This is a genomic window from Inquilinus limosus, from assembly GCF_002195995.1.
Classification (GTDB): Bacteria; Pseudomonadota; Alphaproteobacteria; order DSM-16000; family Inquilinaceae; genus Inquilinus; species Inquilinus limosus_C.
The window spans coordinates 42,555-62,192 of record NZ_NHON01000034.1 but is presented as its reverse complement, the minus strand read 5'-3'; the positions used below and the strand labels follow the sequence as shown (position 1 = coordinate 62,192).

Here is a 19,638-nt window from a genome sequence, read left to right as displayed (position 1 = left end):
ACCGCCGGCCGCGTATCCCTTCTCCACTACATCTCACTTGTCCAAGATCCGTCGCTCTTCAGAGGATCTCTCCCCCGCCAGAGCCGCATCCGCCCGTCGCGCCTTCCCCTTCCAGGGCCGGCCCGCCAGGGCAGAAACGCCGATGTAATCCTTCCGACTTCTCAGTGCAACCAGATTTTCATCTTCTGCACCGTCCGACCCGCCGCTTCGCTTTCGCTCGCCGCCGTGTCGTCGTCGGTGAGGCGGTTTATAGGGGGGTCACCGGAGCCTGTCAAACGCTTTGTGACGAAAATTTTTCGAACAGCGTTTTCTCCTCGCGAGGTGCTTTCCCGCGCAAGGCAGAGAGCTCCAGACACCGTCCGACCGGCCGTCTTCGCCGACCCGACCTTCCCTAGATGGAGATTCGCGCGTACGCGCGCAAGGGGTGGTGGGTGCGATTTCGAGAGCCCCAGCCCGTTGACCTGATTCCGCTGCTCCCGCATGTTCGGCCGACGATTCAGGCGCGCCCCGGCCCTGCGGGCGGCCTCCCCACCGCCATCGGAGACCGACCCATTGCGAATCGCCCCGCTCGGAGTCCTGTCGATTCTGGCCCTGGCCGGCCTCGGGGCCGGCGCCGCCCTGGTCCTCCCCGATTCGCCGCATCGGGCCGATGCGGCCACCGGCGCCCCGGGGATCCCGACACTCCGACCGGATCTGCGCGACGAGCTCGCCTATGACGCATTCCTCCCGGCCGCGGATGAGCCTGCGGACTGGGTGCTGGCGGCTCTCGACGAAGGGCTGAGCCGGCCGCGGGCCCCGCGCGGGGCGGAGCGCCGGATCGTCGAGGTCGAATCGGGCGACACGCTGATGGGCCTGCTGGTCCAGGCCGGCGCCGGCGACGACGAGGCCCATGCCGCCGCTTCCGCCCTGGACGGGCTGTACGATCCGACCAGGCTGCGAATCGGCCAGCCGGTCACGGTGACCTTCGACCACAGCGGCGGCGAGCGCGTGCTGAAGGCGGTCAGCCTGATGCCGGAGGTGGACCGCACCGTCACCGCCCGCCGGGCACCGGATGGCGGCTTCCGCAGCAGCGAGACCGAGCGGGTGCTGGAGAGCCGCCCGGTCGGGGTCGAGGGCGAGATCGAATCGAGCCTCTATGCCGACGCCACCGCGGCCGGGGTGCCGGATGCGGTGGTGCTGTCGCTGCTGAAGACCTGGGCCTATTCGGTCGATTTCCAGCGCGACCTGCAGCCGGGCGACCGATTCGCCGTGCTGTTCAGCCAGGACCACACCCCGGATGGCGGCGTCGTCCGGCTGGGGCCGGTCGAGATGGCGCGGCTCGACCTGGGCGACAAGACCCTGACCATGTACCGCTTTGAGGGCCGCGACGGCACGGTCGACTATTACGACCGCGACGGCGCCAGCGTGCAGCGCCTGCTGCTGCGCACCCCCGTCGACGGGGCCCGCCTGACCTCCCGCTTCGGCGCCCGCCGCCACCCGGTCCTGGGCTACACACGGATGCATCGCGGCGTCGATTTCGGCGCCCCCAGCGGCACCCCGATCTATGCCGCCGGCGACGGCACGGTGGAGATGATCGGCCCGCAGCGCGGTTTCGGCCGCTACATCCGGCTGCGGCACAACAACCGGCTGTCGACCGCCTATGCCCATATGAGCCGCTTCGCCCGGCTGAAGAAGGGCTCGCGGGTCAAGCAGGGTGAGGTGATCGGCTATGTCGGCTCCAGCGGCATGGCGACCGGCCCGCATCTGCACTACGAGGTGCTGGTCGCCGGCGCCCAGGTGAACCCGCTGAGCGTCGACCTGCCGACCGGCACCACCCTGGCCGGGCGCGACCGGGCCGAGTTCAAGCGGCGGGTCGAGGCGATCGACCGGCAGTTCCGCCAGCTGACCGATGAGGCGCCGGTGGCGTCCGCCAGCCGGCGCGTCGACGGTTGAGCCGTCGCGTCCCTAGCTTGCGAATCGCAGCGCCAGCCCGGTTCCCGGCAACGGCGGCACCCGGATCTCGCCCGGATGCCGGACATGGGCGACATGGCCGTCGCGCAGCGCCGATTCGCAGGAGTCGAGGTCGCGGGTGGCGACGTGCAGCATCGGCTGATCGCCGGCGGCGAGCGTGAAGCCGCCGACAATGACCGACTCGCCGTCGATCCGCGCGCCCTCCAGCGCCGCCCAGACGGCCAAGGCCGGCCCGGCGAGCGGCGCCGGCAGATCGAGCCGAAGGATTCCGGTCGCGCCATTGGCGTGCCGCTCCCATTCCGGCCGGCGCAGCAGCTCCGGCGTCAGGTGCTCGGTGGCGAAGAGCGACAGGCCGAAGGCGTCGCGCCGGGCCGGATAGGCCAGGCGGAAGGCGGGCTGCACCGGCCCCTCCGGCCCGTCGAGCAGCCGGGCCAGGTCGCGCGCCGGCTCTCCCCCCGCCCCCGCCGCGTCGAAGGCGGCGGCGGCCGAATCGGCCGAGCGGGTGGCGAGGGCGATGCCGAGCAGCCCCTCCCCGTCCCGCGCCAAGCGCTCGCCGAGGCCGTTGTCGAACTGCGTCGGGTCGAGCACGCCGAGCAGCTCGATGTAGTCGGCCTCGAGCATGATGCAGTAATTCGCCGTGCCCCAGCCGATGTGGCGGCCGCGCGGCGTCACGGTGAAGCCGAGGCGGCGCCAGGTGTCGCGCGCCGCATCCAGCGCCGCCACCGCCAGGATGACGTGGTCGAGCCCGGTGATCGCCGGCATCAGAAGCCCCCGTGCTCGGCCAGATGCGCCTCCTCCTCCGGCGTGCTGGCACGGCCGAGGATGGCGTTGCGGTGCGGAAAGCGGCCGAAGCGCTCGATCACCGCGAGATGGCGCCGGGCATAGTCGATGTACTCGGCATCGCCGATCCGCGCGGTCTGCAACTGCACGCTGCGCTGCTGGTCGGCCAGATCCTCGCTGTGCTCGAAGGGCAGATAGAGGAACAGCCGGTGGGCGTCGGTCAGGGTCGGATCCGTATCGAAGCCCTGGTCGATCGCGGCCTTCGACAAGGCCAAAGCCTTGGCATCGGTGGCGAAGGCGCGCGGCGTGCCGCGGAACAGGTTGCGCGGGAACTGGTCGAGCAGGATGCAGAGCGCGACCGCGCCCAGCGGCGTGGCCGCCCAGTCGTCGTGCCGCCCGGCCGCCGCCTCCTCCTGCAGGGTCAGGAAGCGGGCGCGGATCTCAGCGTCGAAGCCGGCGTCGCCGCCGAACCAGCGCTCCTTGCCCGATTCGTCGAACCAGAAGGCCAGCAAATCATGGGCGGAAACCGAGAGCGGGGTCATGCGGGGCAGAGTCCGTAGCCGATGATGTCGTCGAACAGGGCATGCAACGGATCCTCGCCGAGGTCCACCGTGGCATTCGAATCGAACCGAAGGGCGAAGCGGCCGGCCATCAGCGCCTTGCGCCGGTCGCCCGCGGCCAGGTCGGCCGCCGCCTCCTCCAGCATCAGCGACGCGGCCAGCAGCTCGGCCGCCGGATGCATCAGCCGCCGGGCCAGCCGCGGCCCGTCCTCCGGCCGCGCCCGCAGATGGGCGAAGCCGGCGCGGCAGCTCTCCAGCACCGGGCGCAGCCGCGCCGCGATCGGCTGCAGTGCCTCCGGCACCGCATCGAGGATGCCGGAAATCCGATCCAGCAGCGCCTGGTCGCCCGGCAGCTTGCCGATGGTGGCGCGCAGGAACTCCAGCGCCTGGACATTGGCCGGCCCCTCCCACACCGCGGTCACCAGCGCGTCACGATACAGCCGCGCCGTCGGCCATTCCTCGGTGTAGCCGTTGCCGCCGACGATCTCGACCGCCTGCGCCGCCGCCGCCGTCGCCTCCGCCGCCGTCCAGTGCTTGGCCAGGGCCACGGCGGCGCGGCGCCAGCCCTCGACCGCCGGGTCCTCGCCCGGCGCCTCGAAGGCCATGGCCGCCTCGAAGGCCAGCGCCGCCGAGGCCTCCTGCGCCGCGGCGAGGTCGAGCAGCGCGTCGCGCATCATCGGCGTGGTGCGCAAGAGCGCGCCGCCGACCCGGCGATGGCTGGTCCAGGCCAGCGATTCGAGCAATGCGCGGCGGTGCATGCCGGCGGCGCCGAAGGCGTTGTGCACCCGGCTGTATTCCAGCGCCTCCAGCATCGCCTTCAGTCCGTGCGGCGGCGGCGCCACCTCGACCGCCCAGGCGCCGTCCAGCACGGTCTCGCCGGTGGCGAGGCCGCGGGTGCCGACCTTGTCCTTCAGCCGGCGGACATGCAGGCGGTTCGGCGTGCCGTCCGGCAGCAGCGACGGCACCAGGTAGCAGCCCAGGCCGCGCGCGCCCTCCGGCGCCCCCTTCGGCCGGGCGGTGGCCAGCGCCACCCCGGCCCCGGCATTGCTGGTGAACCATTTCAGCCCGGTCAGGCGCCAGGCCGCGCCGTCCGCCTCCGCCACCGTGGTGGTGGCGGCGACATCGGTGCCGCCATGCAGCTCGGTCGCCCAAGTGCCGCCGGACAGGGCCTTTCCGTCCATCCGGGTCACCTGCGGCAGCCATTCGGCGCGCACCGGGTCCGGCGCCAGCCGGTCGAGCACCCAGGCGACGGCGCCGGTCATCGTCACCGGGCAGTGCACCGAGACATCGGCCTGGGACAGCACGCCGCCCATGAGGAAGGACAGCAGATGCGGCGCGCGCTCGGGACCAAACGCCAGGCCGATCACGCCGCGGCGATAGGCGTCGGCGTGGCAGGCGCGGTATTCGGCGTTCAGCACCACCCGGCCCACCGGCGCGCCGGCGCCGTCATGGCTCTCGAGCCGCGGCGGGGCGTGGCGGCTGGTGTAGTCGGCCTGCGCCTCGACCGTCTCGCCGACCCAGGCGCCGAACTCGGCCAGCCGGTCGCCGAAGCGCGGCAGCAGGTCCGGGCTGCGCCGGGCCAGGCGACGCTGCAGGTCGCGGTCGGAGGCGAACAGGTTCAGACCGCGGATCGCGGGCGGCAGCTCGAGAGGTCGGGTCTCGGTCCGGTCCATGGCGGCCTCCCGGGAAGAGCGACGCCCCAAAATAGCACGAGGCGGTGCAAGCACCGCCTCGTTGGAACCATCCTGCGCGAAAGATCAGTGGGCGTTGGCCCAGACCTTGCGTTTCACCGAATAGAGCAGCCCGGCGAAGATGATCAGGAACAGGATCACCTTGACGCCGGTGTGCTTGCGCTGCTCCAGCGCCGGCTCGGCCGTCCACATCAGGAAGTTGACGACGTCCCAGGCCTCCTGCTCGTGCTTGGCCTCGGTGCCGTCGGAATAGGTGACGGCGCCGTCGGTCAGCATGTTCGGCATGGCCGTGACATGGCCCGGGAAGGCGGCGTTGTAGTTCAGCCCGTCCGGCACCTGGAAGCCCGCCGGCGCGTCGTGGAAGCCGGTCAGGAACGCGTAGATGTAGTTGGGGCCGTCGGTCTCGCCGCCCTCGCCGCGCGCCTTGGCCATCAGCGACAGGTCGGGCGGCACCTTGCCGCCATTCGCCGCCGCCGCCGCCTTGTCGTTGGGGAACGGGTTGTGGAACTTGTCCGAGGGCAGCGCCGTGCGCTCGATCGGCTCGCCGGCGTCGTTGGTGTCGGCGACCTTGTACTCGGCGGCGATCGCCTTGACCTCGTCCTCGCTGAAGCCCAGCCCGCTGAGGTCGCGGTAGGACATCAGGTGCATGGTGTGGCAGTTCGAGCACACCTCCTTGTAGACCTGGAAGCCGCGCTGGGCGGAGGCCTTGTCGAAGGTGCCGAAGAAGCCGGCGAAGGACCAGTTCTGGGCCGCGGGCTCGGCCCCCTCCTCCGCCGCCCGGGCGGCCGGGAGGGTGGAGCCGATGGTCAGCAGCAGGGCCGCGGCGGTGAGGGCGGATCTGAGCATGATCTTGTCGAGGAGCGGCATGGTCACGCCTTCACCGTAGTCGTAGCGGCCGAGGGCCCGAGGACGGATTCGCTGATGCTGCGCGGCAGCGGCAGCGGCCGTTCGATCTTGCCCAGGATCGGCAGGATCACCAGGAAGTGCAGGAAGTAGTAGACCATGCCGACCTGGCCGATCACCACCGGCAGCCCCTCGGGCGGCTGCGATCCGGCGTAGCCCAGGCCGATCACCGACGCCACCAGCAGCCAGAAGCACCAGCGGTAGATCGGGCGGAACCGGGCGCTGCGCACCCGGCTGGTGTCGAGCCAGGGCAGCACGAACAGGATGGCGATGGCGCCGAACATGGCGATCACGCCCAGCAGCTTCGCCGGGATGCCGAACAGGCTGAAGGTGATCGAGCGCAGGATCGCGTAGAACGGCAGGAAGTACCATTCCGGAACGATATGCGCCGGCGTCTGCAGCGGGTTGGCCTGGATGTAGTTGTCGGCATGCCCCATCAGGTTCGGCGCGAAGAACACGATGAAGGCATAGAAGATCAGGAACACGGCGATGCCGAAGCTGTCCTTGGCCGTGTAGTACGGGTGGAAGGGCAGCGTGTCCTGCGGGCCCTTGGGGTCGATGCCCGAGGGGTTGTTCGAGCCGGTGATGTGGAAGGCGCCGACATGGATGACGACGACGCCGAGGATCACGAACGGCATCAGGAAGTGGAGCGAGTAGAAGCGGTTCAGCGTCGGGTTGTCGACCGCGAAGCCGCCCCACAGCCAGGTGACGATGTTCTCGCCGACCAGCGGGATGGCGGAGAACAGGTTGGTGATGACGGTGGCGCCCCAGAAGCTCATCTGGCCCCAGGGCAGCACGTAGCCCATGAAGGCAGTGGCCATCATCAGCAGGAAGATCAGGACGCCGAAGATCCACACCAGCTCGCGCGGGCTCTTGTAGGAGCCGTAATACAGGCCGCGGAAGATGTGGATATAGACGGCGATGAAGAACATCGACGCGCCGTTGGCATGGAGATAGCGCATCAGCCAGCCGTAATTGACGTCGCGCATGATGCGCTCGACCGACTGGAAGGCGTAATCGACATGCGGCGTGTACTGCATCGACAGGAACAGGCCGGTGGCGATCATGATCACCAGCATCATCCCGGCGATGGCGCCGAAGTTCCAAAGATAGTTGAAGTTCCGCGGAGCCGGGTACTCGCCGTACTCCTTGTACATCATCGAGAAGATCGGCAGGCGCGAGTCGACCCAGCGGATCACCGGGTTCTGGAAGTTCGCGGGCTGGGCTGAGTGGGCCATGGGAAGTCTCCGGAGCGAGCGGCTCAGCCGATCTTGACTTTGGTGTCGGCGGTGAAGGCGTAGGTCGGCACGGCGAGGTTCGCCGGCGCCGGTCCCTGCCGGATGCGCCCGGAGGTGTCGTAGATCGACCCGTGGCAGGGGCAGAACCAGCCGCCATAGGGGCCGCGATTCTCACCCGGGTTCTGGCCCAGCGGGATGCAGCCGAGATGGGTGCAGACGCCGACGACGATCAACCATTCCGGCTTCTGCACGCGGGCCGAGTCGGGCTGCGGGTCGGGCAGCTGGTTGAGCGGCACGTCCTCGGCCGCCTTGATCTGGTCTTCCGGCCGGTGCCGGATGAACACGGGCTTGCCGCGCCACTTCACCGTCAGGGACTGGCCGACCGCCACCGGGGTCAGGTCGACATCGATCGACGCCAGGGCCAGGACGTCCTTAGACGGGTTCATGCTGTCGATCAGGGGCCAGGCCACGCTGGCGACGCCGACGGCGCCCACCGCGCCGGTCAGGAGATACAGGAAGTCGCGACGAGTACCCCCCTCCCCGGATCCGTGATCCCCGGTCGGCGTATGGCTCGGGCCCGGCGTGCCCTGCAGGGTGGTATCCGACATTGTTGCAACGGTCCTTCTTGGTCGACCTTTATCCCCCGCGCCCCCCCGAGCTGGCTTCGGTCCCCGACGGCGCGAACACGCAATCCGGGCAGGAGGCGGCTCCGGGTCTATACAATGCCATTCCGACCCTTGCAATTCGCTAGAACCGCACAGCGACGCACCACCGCGCCCGAGCCCCGACCGACCATGCGCCTCGTCCTCTTCGAACCCGACATCCCGCAGAACGCGGGCACCATGATGCGGCTGGCCGCGGCGCTCGGCGTCGCCGTCGACCTGATCGAGCCCTGCGGCTTCCTGGTCGACGACCGGCGGCTGCGCCGCGCGGCCATGGACTACGCGGATTTCCTGGATCTCACGCGCTGGACCAGCTGGCGCCGCTATGCCGAAAGCCCCCATCCCGGGCGGCTGGTGCTGCTGACCACCCGGGCCAGCCAGCCCTATACCGGCTTCGCCTTCGCGCCCTCCGACCGGATCATGGTCGGGCGCGAGAGCGCCGGCGCGCCCGACGACGTGCATGATGCGGCGGATGCCCGCATCGTCATTCCGCTGCGGCCGGAGGCGCGGTCGATCAACGTCGCCACCGCCGCGGCGATGGCTCTGGGCGAGGCGATTCGCCAGATCGGGGCCTCGTTCTGACCCCCTGATCCCGCGGCGCCAATGGACGTTTCGCGCCTCCTCCGGCCGTCCTATGGTGCCGCCGCCGCAACGGAGGCCCGCATGAGCCCGACACCCGATCTGGTCGAATCCCGCAAGGCCGAGGCTGCCGCCTGGTTCGCGACGCTGCGCGACCGGATCTGCGCCGCCTTCGAGGCGATCGAGGATGACTATGCCGGCCCGTTGTCGGACCGGCCGCCGGGCCGGTTTGAGCGCAAACCCTGGGACCGGCCGGGCGGGGGCGGCGGTGTGATGTCGACGATGCGCGGCCGGGTGTTCGAGAAGGTCGGCGTCAACATCTCGACCGTGCATGGCGAGTTCTCGGAGGCCTTCCGGGCGCAGATCCCGGGCGCGGCCGGCGACGGCCGGTTCTGGGCCTCGGGCATCAGCCTGGTGGCGCATCTGCAGAGCCCACTGGTGCCGGCGGTGCACATGAACACACGGCGGATCGAGACCTCGATCGGCTGGTTCGGCGGCGGCGCCGACCTGACGCCGATGCTGCCGGACGAGGCCGACACGGCGGAGTTCCATGCCGCGCTGAAGGCCGCCTGCGACCGGCACGATCCCGGCTACTACTCGCGCTTCAAGGAGTGGTGCGACAAGTACTTCTTCCTGCCGCACCGGGACGAGCCGCGCGGCGTCGGCGGCATCTTCTTCGACAATATCGACAGCGGCGGCTGGGACGCCGACTTCGCCTTCACCCGCGATGTCGGGCTGGCCTTCCTCGACGCCTATCCGCGCATCGTCCGCCGCCACATGGACCGGCCCTGGACCGAGGAACAGCGCGCCCACCAGCTGCAGCGCCGCGGCCGCTATGTCGAGTTCAACCTGCTGTACGACCGCGGCACCACCTTCGGCCTGAAGACCGGCGGCAACACCGAGGCCATTCTCATGTCGTTGCCGCCCTTGGTGGCCTGGCCCTGAGCGAGCCGCAGCCCGGCACTGCCGATTTACCGGGTGGACAGCGGAGAATGGCCGTCGTGAACTCGCCCTCTTGGATAGAAATCCCAGGGGAGGCGCAGGAATGGCGGTGCAGGCTTCGGGTCCCATCGGGCTTCGCGACGCGAAACGGCGGCACGCCATCGCGGCGGCCACGATCGGCAACGGGCTCGAATGGTTCGACTTCACCGTCTACGGCTTCTTCACCCCGATCATCGCCCGGCTGTTCTTCCCGGCCGGCGACGACCTGACCTCGATCCTGCTGACCGTCGGCACCTATGGCGTCGGCTTCTTCATGCGGCCGGTCGGTGCCGTGGTGCTGGGCGTCTATGCCGACCGCGCCGGGCGCAAGGCGGCGCTGACCCTGACCATCCTGCTGATGGCGGTGGGCACCGCCCTGCTGGGCTTCGCCCCGACCTATGCCCAGGCCGGCATCGCCGGGCCGCTGGTGATCGTGCTGGCGCGGCTGATCCAGGGCTTCTCAGCCGGCGGCGAGATCGGCGGCGCCACCGCCTTCCTGATCGAATACGCCCCGGCGAAGCGGCGCGGCTACTACGCGAGCTGGCAGCAGACTAGCCAGGCCCTGGCCGTGGTGCTGGGTGGCATCTGCGGCACCATCGTCACCCAGGCGCTGGACCCGGCCGCGATCGATAGCTGGGGCTGGCGCGTGCCCTTCCTGTTCGGCCTGCTGATCGGCCCGGTCGGCTTCTACATCCGCGCCCGGATCGACGAGACGCCGGTCTTCACCGACGACCGCACCCGCAAGAGCGAATCGCCGCTGCGCGACGCCCTGGCCGAGCATCCGCGCGGCATCGCCTCCGGCTTCGGCGTCACCATCCTGTGGACGGTCTGCACCTATGTGCTGCTGTTCTACATGACCACCTATGCCAACAAGCAGCTCGGCATCTCCCTGGCCGACGCCTTCATCGCCACCACCATCGGCGGCGTGGTGCTGATGCTGGGCTGCCCGGTGGCCGGCATGCTGTCCGACCGGATCGGCCGCCGGCCCCTGCTGCTGGCCGCGGCAGTCGCCATCGGCGTGCTGGTCTGGCCGCTCTTCGCCTGGGTCAACGCCACGCCGACCCTGGCCGTGCTGGCCGCGGTGCAGGCCATCCTCGGCCTGCTGCTCGCCGCCTTCACCGGGCCCGCCCCGGCCCTGCTGGCCGAGCAGTTCCCGGCCGGGCTGCGCTCCACCGGCCTGTCGCTGGCCTACAATTTCGCCGTGACCATCTTCGGCGGCTTCGCGGCGGTGATCGTCACCCTGCTGATCGAGGAGACCGGCAGCAAGCTTGCGCCCAGCTTCTATGTCATCGCCGCCGCGGTGGTCAGCGCCCTGACCCTGCTGGCGATGCGCGACCGCACCGGCCAGCCGATCGACTGAGGCCGGCCTCGCCATTCGCCTGCGCAAAACCGTGGCGCAGGGCCGGGCGCATCCGCGGCCCGCACCGCGCGACGAGGCTCCGCCACCCGCGCCTACATCGGCTTCGGATCGAAGCTGTCGGCGCGGGCCAGGGCCCAGCTGTCGGAATAGAGCGGGCTGCGCGACGTGCCGTCCAGTAGCTCGCCCGGCTTGGCGAAGTAGTGCAGCTGCGAGAACAGCCGGATCTCCGCCGTGCCGGTGCGCTGTACCAGATGGTGCGGCCCCAGCTGCGACGGATGCTCCAGCCCCGCCGCCGCCAGCATCTCGGCCAGCGCCTTCATGGTGTTGCGGTGGAAGTTGCGCACCCGCTCGGCCTTGTCCGGCACCACCAAAGCGCGCTGGCGCAGCGGGTCCTGGGTGGCGACGCCGGTCGGGCAGCGGTTGGTGTGGCAGCTCTGCGACTGGATGCAGCCGATCGCGAACATGAAGCCGCGCGCCGCATTGGCCCAGTCGGCGCCGATCGCCAGCACGCTGGCGATGTCGAAGGCGCTGACCACCTTGCCGGCCACGCCGAGCTTGATCTTGCCGCGCAGATCGGCGCCGACGAGGGTGTTGTGCACGAACAGCAGCCCTTCGCGCATCGGCACGCCGAGATGGTCGGTGAACTCGACCGGCGCGGCGCCGGTGCCGCCCTCGGCCCCGTCGACGACGATGAAGTCGGGCAGGATGCCGGTCTCCAGCATCGCCTTGACGATGCCCATGAACTCCCAGGGATGGCCGAGGCAGAACTTGAAGCCGACCGGCTTGCCGCCCGACAGCTCGCGCAGCCGGGCGATGAAGCCCATCATCTCGATCGGGGTCGAGAAGGCGCCGTGGCGCGAGGGCGAGATGCAGTCCTGCCCCACCGGCACGCCGCGGGTCTCGGCGATCTCGGGCGTCACCTTGCGCGCCGGCAGGATGCCGCCATGGCCCGGCTTGGCCCCCTGGCTCAGCTTGATCTCGATCATCTTGACCTGGTCGCCCTGCGCCTGGGCGGCGAAGCGCTCCGGGTCGAACTGCCCGTCGGCGGTGCGGCAGCCGAAATAGCCGCTGCCCAGCTCCCACACCAGGTCGCCCTGGTTCTCGCGATGGTAGGGACTGATGCTGCCCTCGCCGGTGTCATGGGCGAAGCCGCCCATCTTGGCGCCCAAGTTCAAGGACCGGATGGCGTTGGCGCTGAGCGCGCCGAAGCTGATCGCCGAGACGTTGAACACCGAATGCGAATAGGGCTTGGCGCATTGCGGCCCGCCGACGGTGATGCGGAACGTCGCCGGGTCGGGCACCGGCACCGGCCGGGTGGAATGGCCGATGAACTCGTAGCCCGGCTCGTAGACGTCCAGCAGCGTGCCGAACGGCTTCTCGCCGCCCTCGTTCTTGGCCCGGGCATAGACCAGCGAGCGCTGGGCGCGGGAGAAGGGCAGCTTCTCGTTGTCGGCCTCCAGCAGGTATTGCCGGATCTCCGGCCGGATCGCCTCGACCAGATATCGGATATGACCGATCACCGGATAGTTGCGGCGCACCGCATGCGGCGCCTGGGTCAGGTCCCAGATGCCGACCAGGCTGAGCAGCGCGGCGATCAGCGTCACCGGCCACAGCCAGTGCGCCTGCGCGATCAGCGGCAGGGTGACGAGGGTGATCAGCACCAGCAGCACGAAGGCGATATAGCGGTTCAGCAAGGACATCGGCGGCTCCGCGGTTCGCGATTCGCCCCGACGATACGCCGACGGGACGAAGCGGCGAAACCGCCGCGTCCTTCCACGCGAAAAGTTCAGACGAGGTGTCGGCACCGGCCGTGCTCGCCCGTCCTGTGTGCGACCCCGGCCTGACCTCAAACGGCGCGAAGCGCGATAGGCCACATGACAGGAGAACCGAGATGAGAAAGGTCATCACCGCCGCTTTCGTCAGCCTGGACGGTGTGATGCAGGCCCCGGGCGGGCCGGAGGAGGACCCGACCGGCGGCTTCGCCTTCGGCGGCTGGCTGTTCCATCACTGGGACGAGGCCTCGGGCAAGGTGATCGACGAGACCCTCGGCAGCCCCTACGACCTGCTGCTCGGCCGCAAGACCTATGAGATCTTCGCCGCCTACTGGCCGTATGTCGCGGCGGACGATCCGATCGGCAAGGCCTTCAACGCCGCGACGAAATACGTCGCCTCCCGCTCGGCGACGCCGCTGACTTGGCAGAATTCGGTGCCCCTGCGCGGCGACGCGGCCGAGGCGGTGGCCGAGCTGAAGCGGCACAGCGGCCCGCCCCTGCTGCTGCAGGGCAGCACCGACCTGATCCAGACCCTGCTGGCGCACGACCTGATCGACGAGTTCCGGCTGATGACCGCCCCGGTCCTGCTCGGCCCCGGCAAGAAGCTGTTCGGCCGCGGCACCATCCCTGCCGGGCTGAAGCTGGTCAGCAGCCGGACCTCGACCACCGGGGTGGTGATGAGCACCTATGTCCGGTCCGGCGAGGTGACGACCGGGTCTTTCCTGCAGATCGAGCCGACCGAGGCCGAACTGGCCCGGCGCGAACGGATGCGGCGGGAAGGATGAGGCGGTCGGAGGCCGCCGGATCGGGCGGCCTCCGCGATATTGGTCGCTAGGCCGGCAAGGCGCCGGAGCGCTTGGCGGTCCAGGTGGCGACGTAGTCCATCAGCCCCGGGGAGAGGCAGTCATAGGGCGGCAGCCCCAGATCCTTCAGCCGGGAGCGCACACCCTCCATGCGGCTGGGATCGACGCCCGCTTCGATGATCGAGGAGACGAAGGCGGCGAAGGTCGGCGCGGCATAGCCGCTGCTGTCGAACCGCTCCGGATGGATGAAGGACAGGCCCTTGAACGGGTGGTCGCGCTCGACCGGCCCGTACAGATGCACGCCGCACTGCTTGCAGGCGTGCCGCTGGATCAGGGCGCTGGGGTCGACCACCGCCAGCTTGTCGCCATTCTCCAGCACCGTCACCTTGTCGGACGGCACCACGGCGACCACCGAGAAGGCGACGCCCTTCGGCTTCCAGCATTTGGTGCAGCCGCAGGCATGGTTGTGGGCGACATCGCCCTCGATGCGCACCTTGACGGGACGGTCGGTGCACAGACAGGTCAGCGTTCCGCCCTGGAAGCTGCCGGACCCCTGGCGCACGCCGCCGTCGACGACCGGGTGTATGGACTCGCTCATCGCGTTTCTCCCTTTGGTGTTCGTTGACCCGGATGGTCGTTCCGGCGGAAGTGTCGGCCAACCGGGGCGGAATCTCTATTGGACCCTCGGATGAGAAATGGGGTCGAAACCGGCCGCCCGGGCGGGATGCGTGCGTGACCGCCGCGCCTCCCGGCCATTGCCTCTTGGCGGGCGCCGCCGGATCGGTCCAGGATCGGGGCATCGGCCCGCCGGACGGCGATTCGTCCGGGATGCGCGGCCCTGCCCGAGGAGCGATCATGCCCGATCCGATTGAGCGCCGCGCGGTCGGCCGCATCCCGTTGCGCGTGTCCCGCCTGGGCATCGGCGGCGGCAGCCTGTTCAGCTCGATCGGCGACGACGCCGTGGCCGCGCTGGTCGACCATTGCTGGGACCGCGGCCTGCGCCATTTCGACACCGCCGCCCTCTATGCCGGCGGGGTCAGCGAGACGCGCTTCGGCACGGCGCTGGCGGACCGGCCGCGCGACGAGCATGTGCTGTCGACCAAGGCCGGCCGCACCACCGAGGACGGGCAGAACCGCTTCGACTACACCCGTGACGGCATCCTGCGCTCGGTCGAGCGCAGCCTGGCGAAGCTGAAGCGCGACCGGCTGGACATCGTCTTCATCCACGACGTCACCCCCGACCTGCACGGCGACGCCTACGACGCCCGATTTGCCGAGGCGATGGACGGCGCCTACCCGGCGCTGGACGAGCTGCGGCGCCAGGGTGTGGTCGGCGCCATCGGCGTCGGCGTGGGGAACTGGCAGGTGTGCCAGCGCTTCGCCGGGGCCGGCGACTTCGACTGCATGATGCTGGCCGGCGGCTACACCCTGCTGAAGCAGGATTCGGTGGCGTTCCTGGACGATTGCGTGACGCGAGGGATCTCGGTGCTGGTGGCGGCGCCGTTCAACACAGGCATCCTGGCCACCGGTGCGGTCGAGGGCGCGCGCTACCACTACAAGCCGGCGACGCCGGAGGTGATGGAGCAGACCCGCCGGATCGAGGCGGTGTGCCGCCGCCACGAGGTGAAGCTGCCGGCGGCGGCGCTGCAATTCCCGCTGCGCCACCCCGCGGTGATCAGCGTCGTCGTCGGCCACCAGTCGGCTGCGGAGGTCGACCGCAACCTGGCGCTGCTGCAGCACGATATCCCCGAGGCGCTGTGGGCCGAGCTGGCAGCGGAGACTGCGGCGGCGTAGGTCCGGCTACCGGGAGTGGCCGCCCCCTCATCGTCATTGCGAGGAGGCGAAGCCGACGAAGCAATCCAGGGGCCGGTGCGCACCGGCCCCTGGATTGCTTCGCTGCGCTCGCAATGACGGTGCTGGAATCCGAAGAGATTTCCGGCGCCCGAAGATGACAGTCCGATGGGCGCAGGGACCTCTGTCCCTACCTCCCCGCCAGCTCCCGCAGCCGGCCGAGGCTCTCGTCCCGGCCGGGGCGGAGGCCCTGGCCGATCCACCAGCGCTCGACCTCGGCCAGCGCCTGGCCGACGGCGGGGCCGCTGAGGCCGAGCGCGACCACGTCGCGGCCGCGCACCGGCAGGGCCGGCACCGGTTCCTTCTCCAGGGCCGCCAGGGCGCGCTTGAAGCTCCAGCGCTTCGGCGCCGCGGCCCAGGCCAGGCGCAGCCGGTCGCGGCCGCCGGCCCGGCCGTGCCGGTACAGCAGGAGGCGTACCCCGACCTCGTCCGGCGCCTTGTCCAGCGTGCTCTCCCGCAGCCCGACCAGCCGGTCGCGCTCGTCATTCGACAGCTTCAGCCGGGCCGCCACCGCCGCCGCGTCGCCGCGCAGCAGTGCCGCCAGCCGCAGCAGCGGGTCGGAGTCCGGCGCCACCCGGACCAGCCCCTGCAGCCGGTCGATGTCGCCATCCTCGCCGATCACGCGCCAAGCGATGTCCGCCTCCGCCATCTCGCGCCACACCGGCACCGGGTCGGGCGCGGCCAGAAGCTTCAAAAGCTCGGCCTGCACCCGCTCGCCCGACAGCCGGTCCAGCCCGGCGGCGCCGTCGAAACAGGCGGCCAGCGCCGGCGGGTCGAGCTCGCCCTGGCCGTAATGGGCATGGAAGCGGAAGAAGCGCAGGATGCGCAGCGCGTCCTCGGCGATGCGTTGGCCCGGGTCTCCGACGAAGCGGACCCGGCCGGCCAGCGCGTCCGCCACCCCGCCGAAATAGTCGTGCACCACGCCTTCGGGGTCGGCCGACAGCGCGTTCATGGTGAAGTCGCGCCGCGCCGCATCGGCCCGCCAGTCGGCGGTGAACTCGACGATGGCGTGGCGGCCGTCGGTCTCGATATCGACCCTGAGCGTCGTCACCTCGAAGCTCTTGCCGCCGGAGCGGGCGGTGACGGTGCCGTGCTCGAATCCGGTCGGGATCACGCCGAGGCCGGCATTGCGCAGCGCCACCATCACCGCCTCCGGCCGCAGCGGCGTGGCGATGTCGACATCCGCCGCGTCGCGGCCCAGCAGCGCGTTGCGAACGCAGCCGCCGACGAAGCGCGGGTCGAAGCCGGGGATCGACAGCGCGGCGATCACCGCCCGGGCGGCGGGATCGGTGGCCCAGCCGGGCAGCGGCGATAAACGATAGGCTGTCGTCATTCGGCCGTCCCGAGCAGCACGTCGCGGAGGTTCCTGAGGATGCCCGCGGTGACGCCCCAGACATAGCGGTCGCGATAGGGAAAGGCCCAGTATTGCCGTTCCACTCCCTGCACGGTGATGCGGTGCCGCTTCGGGTTGTTCGGGGCCAGGATGAAGGCCAGCGGCACCTCGAAGATCTCCGCCACCTCGAACGGGTCCGGCGCGGTCTCCAGGGGCGGCGTCAGCAGGCCGATGAAGGGCTGGATCTCGAAGCCGGTGCGGCTGATATAGGTGTCGAGCCGGCCGGCGATCTCCACCTTCGCCCGCGGCAGGCCGATCTCCTCCTCCGTCTCGCGCAGCGCCGCCGCCAGCGGGTCGGCGTCGCCCGGGTCGATGCCCCCGCCGGGGAAGGCGATCTGGCCGGCATGGGCGGTCAGGTGCGGCGTGCGCAGGGTCAGCAGGATGGTGTCGCCCTCCGGCCGCCGGACGATCGGCACCAGCACCGCGGCGGGCTTCAGCGTCGCCAGCGGCTTCAGGTCCGGGTTCAGGTCGTGGTCGCCCCTGGACAGGCGGGGGATGTACTGCCGCAGCCGTGCCAGATCGGCCGCGACCGGGGCCGGCCCGCCGCTCACGCTTGGTCCAGCGGGAAGAATGTCCGGTGGCTCCATACCCCCATCCGGCCGTCATGGCTGACGGCGATCTCGGCCAGCTCGTAGAACACCGGGCGCGACAGCAGCGCGTCGAGCCCCTCGGCGATCCGGATATAGGGCGACGGCTCCCCGGTGTCCGCTGCAAAGGTGACGCGGATCGGGTGCTCCGGCCCGGCCTCGCGGACATGATCGAGATTGGTGCGGAAGGTCAGCACCTGGTCCTCGCCCCTGCCCGTGACATCGACCGCCACGGCGACGAAGGGCGCGTCGTCGACCGTGATCCGCCCCCGCTCGGCCGGGGTGATCAGCCAGTAGTCGCCGGCGACGTCGCGCCGCAGCACGGTGGCGAACAGCTTGACCAGGGCCAGGCGCCGGATCGGGCTGCCGTGATAATACCAGGTGCCGTCGCGGCCGATGCGGATGTCGTAGGCCTCGTCCGCCACGGTGGGTTCGCGCCGGGCGCCGGCCAGCGCCGACGCCACGTCTCCGGCCCCGGGCTGGGCCCGTGCGCCTGCGTCAGACTGCGCCTGCTGCTTTTTCTTGGACTCGCCGTCGCTCAATTCCGCCATACTCTTTCAATAAATCCGTCAGTCCCCTCGCAGAGCGGAACGCCGATGCAGACGACCGTCCCGACCGATCTCGACACCCCGGCCACGCCCGGCGACATCGATGCGGCCGTGGAGCGGCTGGCCGCTATCCGCAGCATGATCGGCCGGGTCATCTTCGGCCAGCAAGACGTGATCGACCAGAGCCTCGTGACGATCCTGGCCGGCGGCCATGTGCTGCTGGTCGGCCTGCCCGGCCTGGCCAAGACCCGGCTGGTCGAGACGCTGGGTACCGTGCTGGGCCTGGACGAGCGGCGGGTGCAGTGCACGCCGGACCTGATGCCGGCCGACATCCTCGGCTCCGAGGTGCTGGAGGAGAGCGAGACCGGGCGCCGCAGCTTCCGCTTCATCCCCGGCCCGGTGTTCAGCCAGCTGCTGATGGCCGACGAGATCAACCGCGCCAGCCCGCGCACCCAGTCGGCGCTGCTGCAGGCGATGCAGGAGCACCGGGTGTCGATCGCCGGCCGCTACCTGCCGCTGCCGGAGCCGTTCCACGTCCTGGCCACCCAGAACCCGCTGGAGCAGGAGGGCACTTATCCGCTGCCCGAGGCGCAGCTGGACCGATTCCTGATGCAGGTCGATGTCGGCTATCCCGACCTGGCGGCGGAGCGGCGGATGCTGCTGGCCACCACCGGCATCGCCGACGCTCAGGTCGAGGCGGTGATCAGCCCCGACGCGCTGCAGCGGGTGCAGCGCCTGGTGCGCCGCCTGCCGGTCGGCGAGACGGTGCTGGAGGCGATCCTGTCGCTGGTCCGCGCCGCCCGGCCGGATTCGACCGATCTGCCCGAGGTGCAGCGCATGGTCGGCTGGGGCCCCGGCCCGCGCGCCAGCCAGTCGCTGATGCTGGCCTGCCGCGCCCGCGCCCTCTTGACCGGCCGCCCCTCGCCCTCGGTCGACGACGTCGCCGCTTTGGCTCGGCCGATCCTGCAGCACCGCATGGCGCTGACCTTCGCCGCCCGAGCCGATGGCGCGACCATCGCCGACGTGATCGAGCGGCTGATCTCCCGCCTGGGCTGAGGCCGAGGGTGGCGGACGGCTCCTCACCCCTGACCGGCGCTGCGCGGCGCAAGGCGGCCGATGCGCTGGCGGCGACGCTGCCGCCGCTCTTGATCGCCGCCGACCGCGTGGCCTCCACCGTCGCCCAGGGCGTGCATGGCCGCCGCCGGGTCGGCGTGGGCGAAAGCTTCTGGCAGTTCCGCCGCTACCAGGCGGGCGAGCCGATCGGCCGGATCGACTGGCGCCAATCCGGCAAATCCGAGGGGCTGTTCCAGCGCGAGACCGAATGGGCTGCGGTGCAGACCGCCTGGCTGTGGCGCGACGCCTCGCCGTCGATGGACTACCGCTCCGCCCGGTCGCTGCCGACCAAGCGCGAGCGGGCCGAGGTGCTGCTGCTGGCCCTGGCCTCGCTGCTGAACCGCGCCGGCGAGCGGGTGGCGCTGATCGGCGGCGACAGCCCACCGGCGACCGGCCGCGCCAGCCTGCTGCGCCTGGCCATGGCGCTGGACCGCGGCACCTCCGACGACGCCAGCAAGGCGGTGCCGTGGGAGCTGCGGGTGCCGCGCCACGCCGCCATGGTGCTGCTGGGTGACTGCCTGGCCCCGCTCGACGAGTTCGGCGCCTCGGTCGCCGCCTATGCCGCGCGCGGCGTGCGCGGCCATATCCTGCAGGTCCTCGACCCGGCCGAGGCGACGCTGCCCTTCGAGGGCCGCATCCGCTTCGAGGGCATCGAGGAGGTCGAATCGGCGCTGATCCCCCGCGTCCGGTCGGTGCGCGACGCCTATCGCGAGCGCCTGGCCGAGCACCAGGACGGGCTGGCGGCGATCGCCCGCCGCGCCGGCTGGAGCTTCGCCGTCCATCGCACCGACAAATCGGCCGAGGCGGCGCTCTTGAGCCTGTGGGGCGTGATGTCCGGCGCCGCGACCGGCAGGGCCAGATGGTGAC

At 70.7% G+C, this 19,638-nt stretch carries 19 protein-coding genes; 8 read left to right on the top strand and 11 right to left on the bottom strand.

All coding sequences use genetic code 11. The features are described 5' to 3' along the window. The first annotated feature begins 552 nt into the window (after positions 1-552). The gene (locus tag BWR60_RS18735; RefSeq protein ID WP_088152549.1) at positions 553-1,932 is read left to right on the top strand and encodes a M23 family metallopeptidase; all 1,380 of its coding nucleotides are present in this window, start codon (positions 553-555) and stop codon (positions 1,930-1,932) included. 12 nt (positions 1,933-1,944) lie between these two features. Here the strand turns inward: BWR60_RS18735 and BWR60_RS18730 are convergent, their stop codons facing one another. From BWR60_RS18730 to petA, 6 genes are all read right to left on the bottom strand, one after another. Beyond that, complete coding sequence (locus tag BWR60_RS18730) at positions 1,945-2,712, bottom strand: VOC family protein (RefSeq protein WP_088152548.1); 768 nt, start codon at positions 2,710-2,712, stop codon at positions 1,945-1,947. Further along, on the bottom strand, positions 2,712-3,272 hold the full coding sequence (locus BWR60_RS18725) for a DUF924 family protein (RefSeq protein ID WP_088152547.1): 561 nt from the start codon (positions 3,270-3,272) through the stop codon (positions 2,712-2,714). Before BWR60_RS18725 ends, BWR60_RS18730 begins: the two co-directional genes overlap by 1 nt. Next, positions 3,269-4,963, bottom strand: coding sequence for an acyl-CoA dehydrogenase family protein (locus tag BWR60_RS18720; RefSeq protein WP_088152546.1), 1,695 nt, complete (start codon positions 4,961-4,963; stop codon positions 3,269-3,271). Before BWR60_RS18720 ends, BWR60_RS18725 begins: the two co-directional genes overlap by 4 nt. A gap of 84 nt (positions 4,964-5,047) precedes the next feature. Beyond that, positions 5,048-5,848, bottom strand: coding sequence for a cytochrome c1 (locus BWR60_RS18715; protein ID WP_230983100.1), 801 nt, complete (start codon positions 5,846-5,848; stop codon positions 5,048-5,050). Between the two features lie 2 nt (positions 5,849-5,850). Continuing rightward, positions 5,851-7,122 carry a cytochrome b gene (locus tag BWR60_RS18710; protein WP_088152545.1) on the bottom strand — a complete coding sequence of 424 codons (1,272 nt, stop codon included), beginning with the start codon at positions 7,120-7,122 and terminating at the stop codon, positions 5,851-5,853. A gap of 23 nt (positions 7,123-7,145) precedes the next feature. Continuing rightward, positions 7,146-7,730, bottom strand: a complete 585-nt coding sequence (gene petA / locus BWR60_RS18705; protein ID WP_088152544.1) for a ubiquinol-cytochrome c reductase iron-sulfur subunit — start codon at positions 7,728-7,730, stop codon at positions 7,146-7,148. Positions 7,731-7,916: 186 nt separating this feature from the next. Here petA and BWR60_RS18700 point away from each other — a divergent pair, with 186 nt between their 5' ends. The 3 genes from BWR60_RS18700 (at position 7,917) to BWR60_RS18690 (ending at position 10,704) form a co-directional block, all read left to right on the top strand. Then, on the top strand, positions 7,917-8,366 hold the full coding sequence (locus BWR60_RS18700) for a tRNA (cytidine(34)-2'-O)-methyltransferase (protein ID WP_088152543.1): 450 nt from the start codon (positions 7,917-7,919) through the stop codon (positions 8,364-8,366). A gap of 81 nt (positions 8,367-8,447) precedes the next feature. Continuing rightward, a complete protein-coding gene (gene hemF, locus BWR60_RS18695; RefSeq protein ID WP_088152542.1) occupies positions 8,448-9,308 on the top strand; it encodes an oxygen-dependent coproporphyrinogen oxidase in 861 nt (286 codons plus the stop codon). A 100-nt stretch (positions 9,309-9,408) separates the two neighbouring features. Further along, positions 9,409-10,704 (top strand): MFS transporter, encoded by a 1,296-nt coding sequence (locus tag BWR60_RS18690; protein ID WP_088152541.1) that lies wholly within the window; start codon positions 9,409-9,411, stop codon positions 10,702-10,704. Between the two features lie 92 nt (positions 10,705-10,796). On the opposite strand, the gene BWR60_RS18685 is transcribed toward BWR60_RS18690, so the two are convergent. Continuing rightward, positions 10,797-12,404: an FMN-binding glutamate synthase family protein gene (locus tag BWR60_RS18685; RefSeq protein ID WP_088152540.1), complete on the bottom strand. Its 1,608-nt coding sequence runs from the start codon at positions 12,402-12,404 to the stop codon at positions 10,797-10,799. A 191-nt stretch (positions 12,405-12,595) separates the two neighbouring features. Between BWR60_RS18685 and BWR60_RS18680 the strand changes: the two genes are divergently transcribed. Continuing rightward, positions 12,596-13,261 carry a dihydrofolate reductase family protein gene (locus tag BWR60_RS18680; protein WP_088152539.1) on the top strand — a complete coding sequence of 222 codons (666 nt, stop codon included), beginning with the start codon at positions 12,596-12,598 and terminating at the stop codon, positions 13,259-13,261. 46 nt (positions 13,262-13,307) lie between these two features. Here the strand turns inward: BWR60_RS18680 and gfa are convergent, their stop codons facing one another. Further along, complete coding sequence (gene gfa / locus BWR60_RS18675; RefSeq protein WP_088152538.1) at positions 13,308-13,877, bottom strand: S-(hydroxymethyl)glutathione synthase; 570 nt, start codon at positions 13,875-13,877, stop codon at positions 13,308-13,310. Positions 13,878-14,134: 257 nt separating this feature from the next. Here gfa and BWR60_RS18670 point away from each other — a divergent pair, with 257 nt between their 5' ends. After that, positions 14,135-15,073: an aldo/keto reductase gene (locus BWR60_RS18670; protein WP_230983099.1), complete on the top strand. Its 939-nt coding sequence runs from the start codon at positions 14,135-14,137 to the stop codon at positions 15,071-15,073. 187 nt (positions 15,074-15,260) lie between these two features. On the opposite strand, the gene BWR60_RS18665 is transcribed toward BWR60_RS18670, so the two are convergent. Genes BWR60_RS18665 through BWR60_RS18655 form a run of 3 tightly spaced genes read right to left on the bottom strand, consistent with a single transcriptional unit; the run spans position 15,261 to position 17,574 of the window. Then, on the bottom strand, positions 15,261-16,463 hold the full coding sequence (locus tag BWR60_RS18665; RefSeq protein ID WP_088152537.1) for a CCA tRNA nucleotidyltransferase: 1,203 nt from the start codon (positions 16,461-16,463) through the stop codon (positions 15,261-15,263). Then, complete coding sequence (locus tag BWR60_RS18660; protein WP_230983098.1) at positions 16,460-17,074, bottom strand: CoA pyrophosphatase; 615 nt, start codon at positions 17,072-17,074, stop codon at positions 16,460-16,462. The genes BWR60_RS18665 and BWR60_RS18660 overlap by 4 nt, the downstream gene beginning before the upstream one ends. Continuing rightward, the gene (locus tag BWR60_RS18655; protein ID WP_230983097.1) at positions 17,071-17,574 is read right to left on the bottom strand and encodes a DUF1285 domain-containing protein; all 504 of its coding nucleotides are present in this window, start codon (positions 17,572-17,574) and stop codon (positions 17,071-17,073) included. The genes BWR60_RS18660 and BWR60_RS18655 overlap by 4 nt, the downstream gene beginning before the upstream one ends. A 132-nt stretch (positions 17,575-17,706) precedes the next feature. Between BWR60_RS18655 and BWR60_RS18650 the strand changes: the two genes are divergently transcribed. Both BWR60_RS18650 and BWR60_RS18645 read left to right on the top strand, forming a co-directional pair. Then, positions 17,707-18,714, top strand: coding sequence for an AAA family ATPase (locus tag BWR60_RS18650; protein WP_088152534.1), 1,008 nt, complete (start codon positions 17,707-17,709; stop codon positions 18,712-18,714). An 8-nt stretch (positions 18,715-18,722) separates the two neighbouring features. Then, positions 18,723-19,637 (top strand): DUF58 domain-containing protein, encoded by a 915-nt coding sequence (locus BWR60_RS18645; RefSeq protein WP_088152533.1) that lies wholly within the window; start codon positions 18,723-18,725, stop codon positions 19,635-19,637. The last annotated feature ends 1 nt before the right edge of the window (position 19,638 follow it).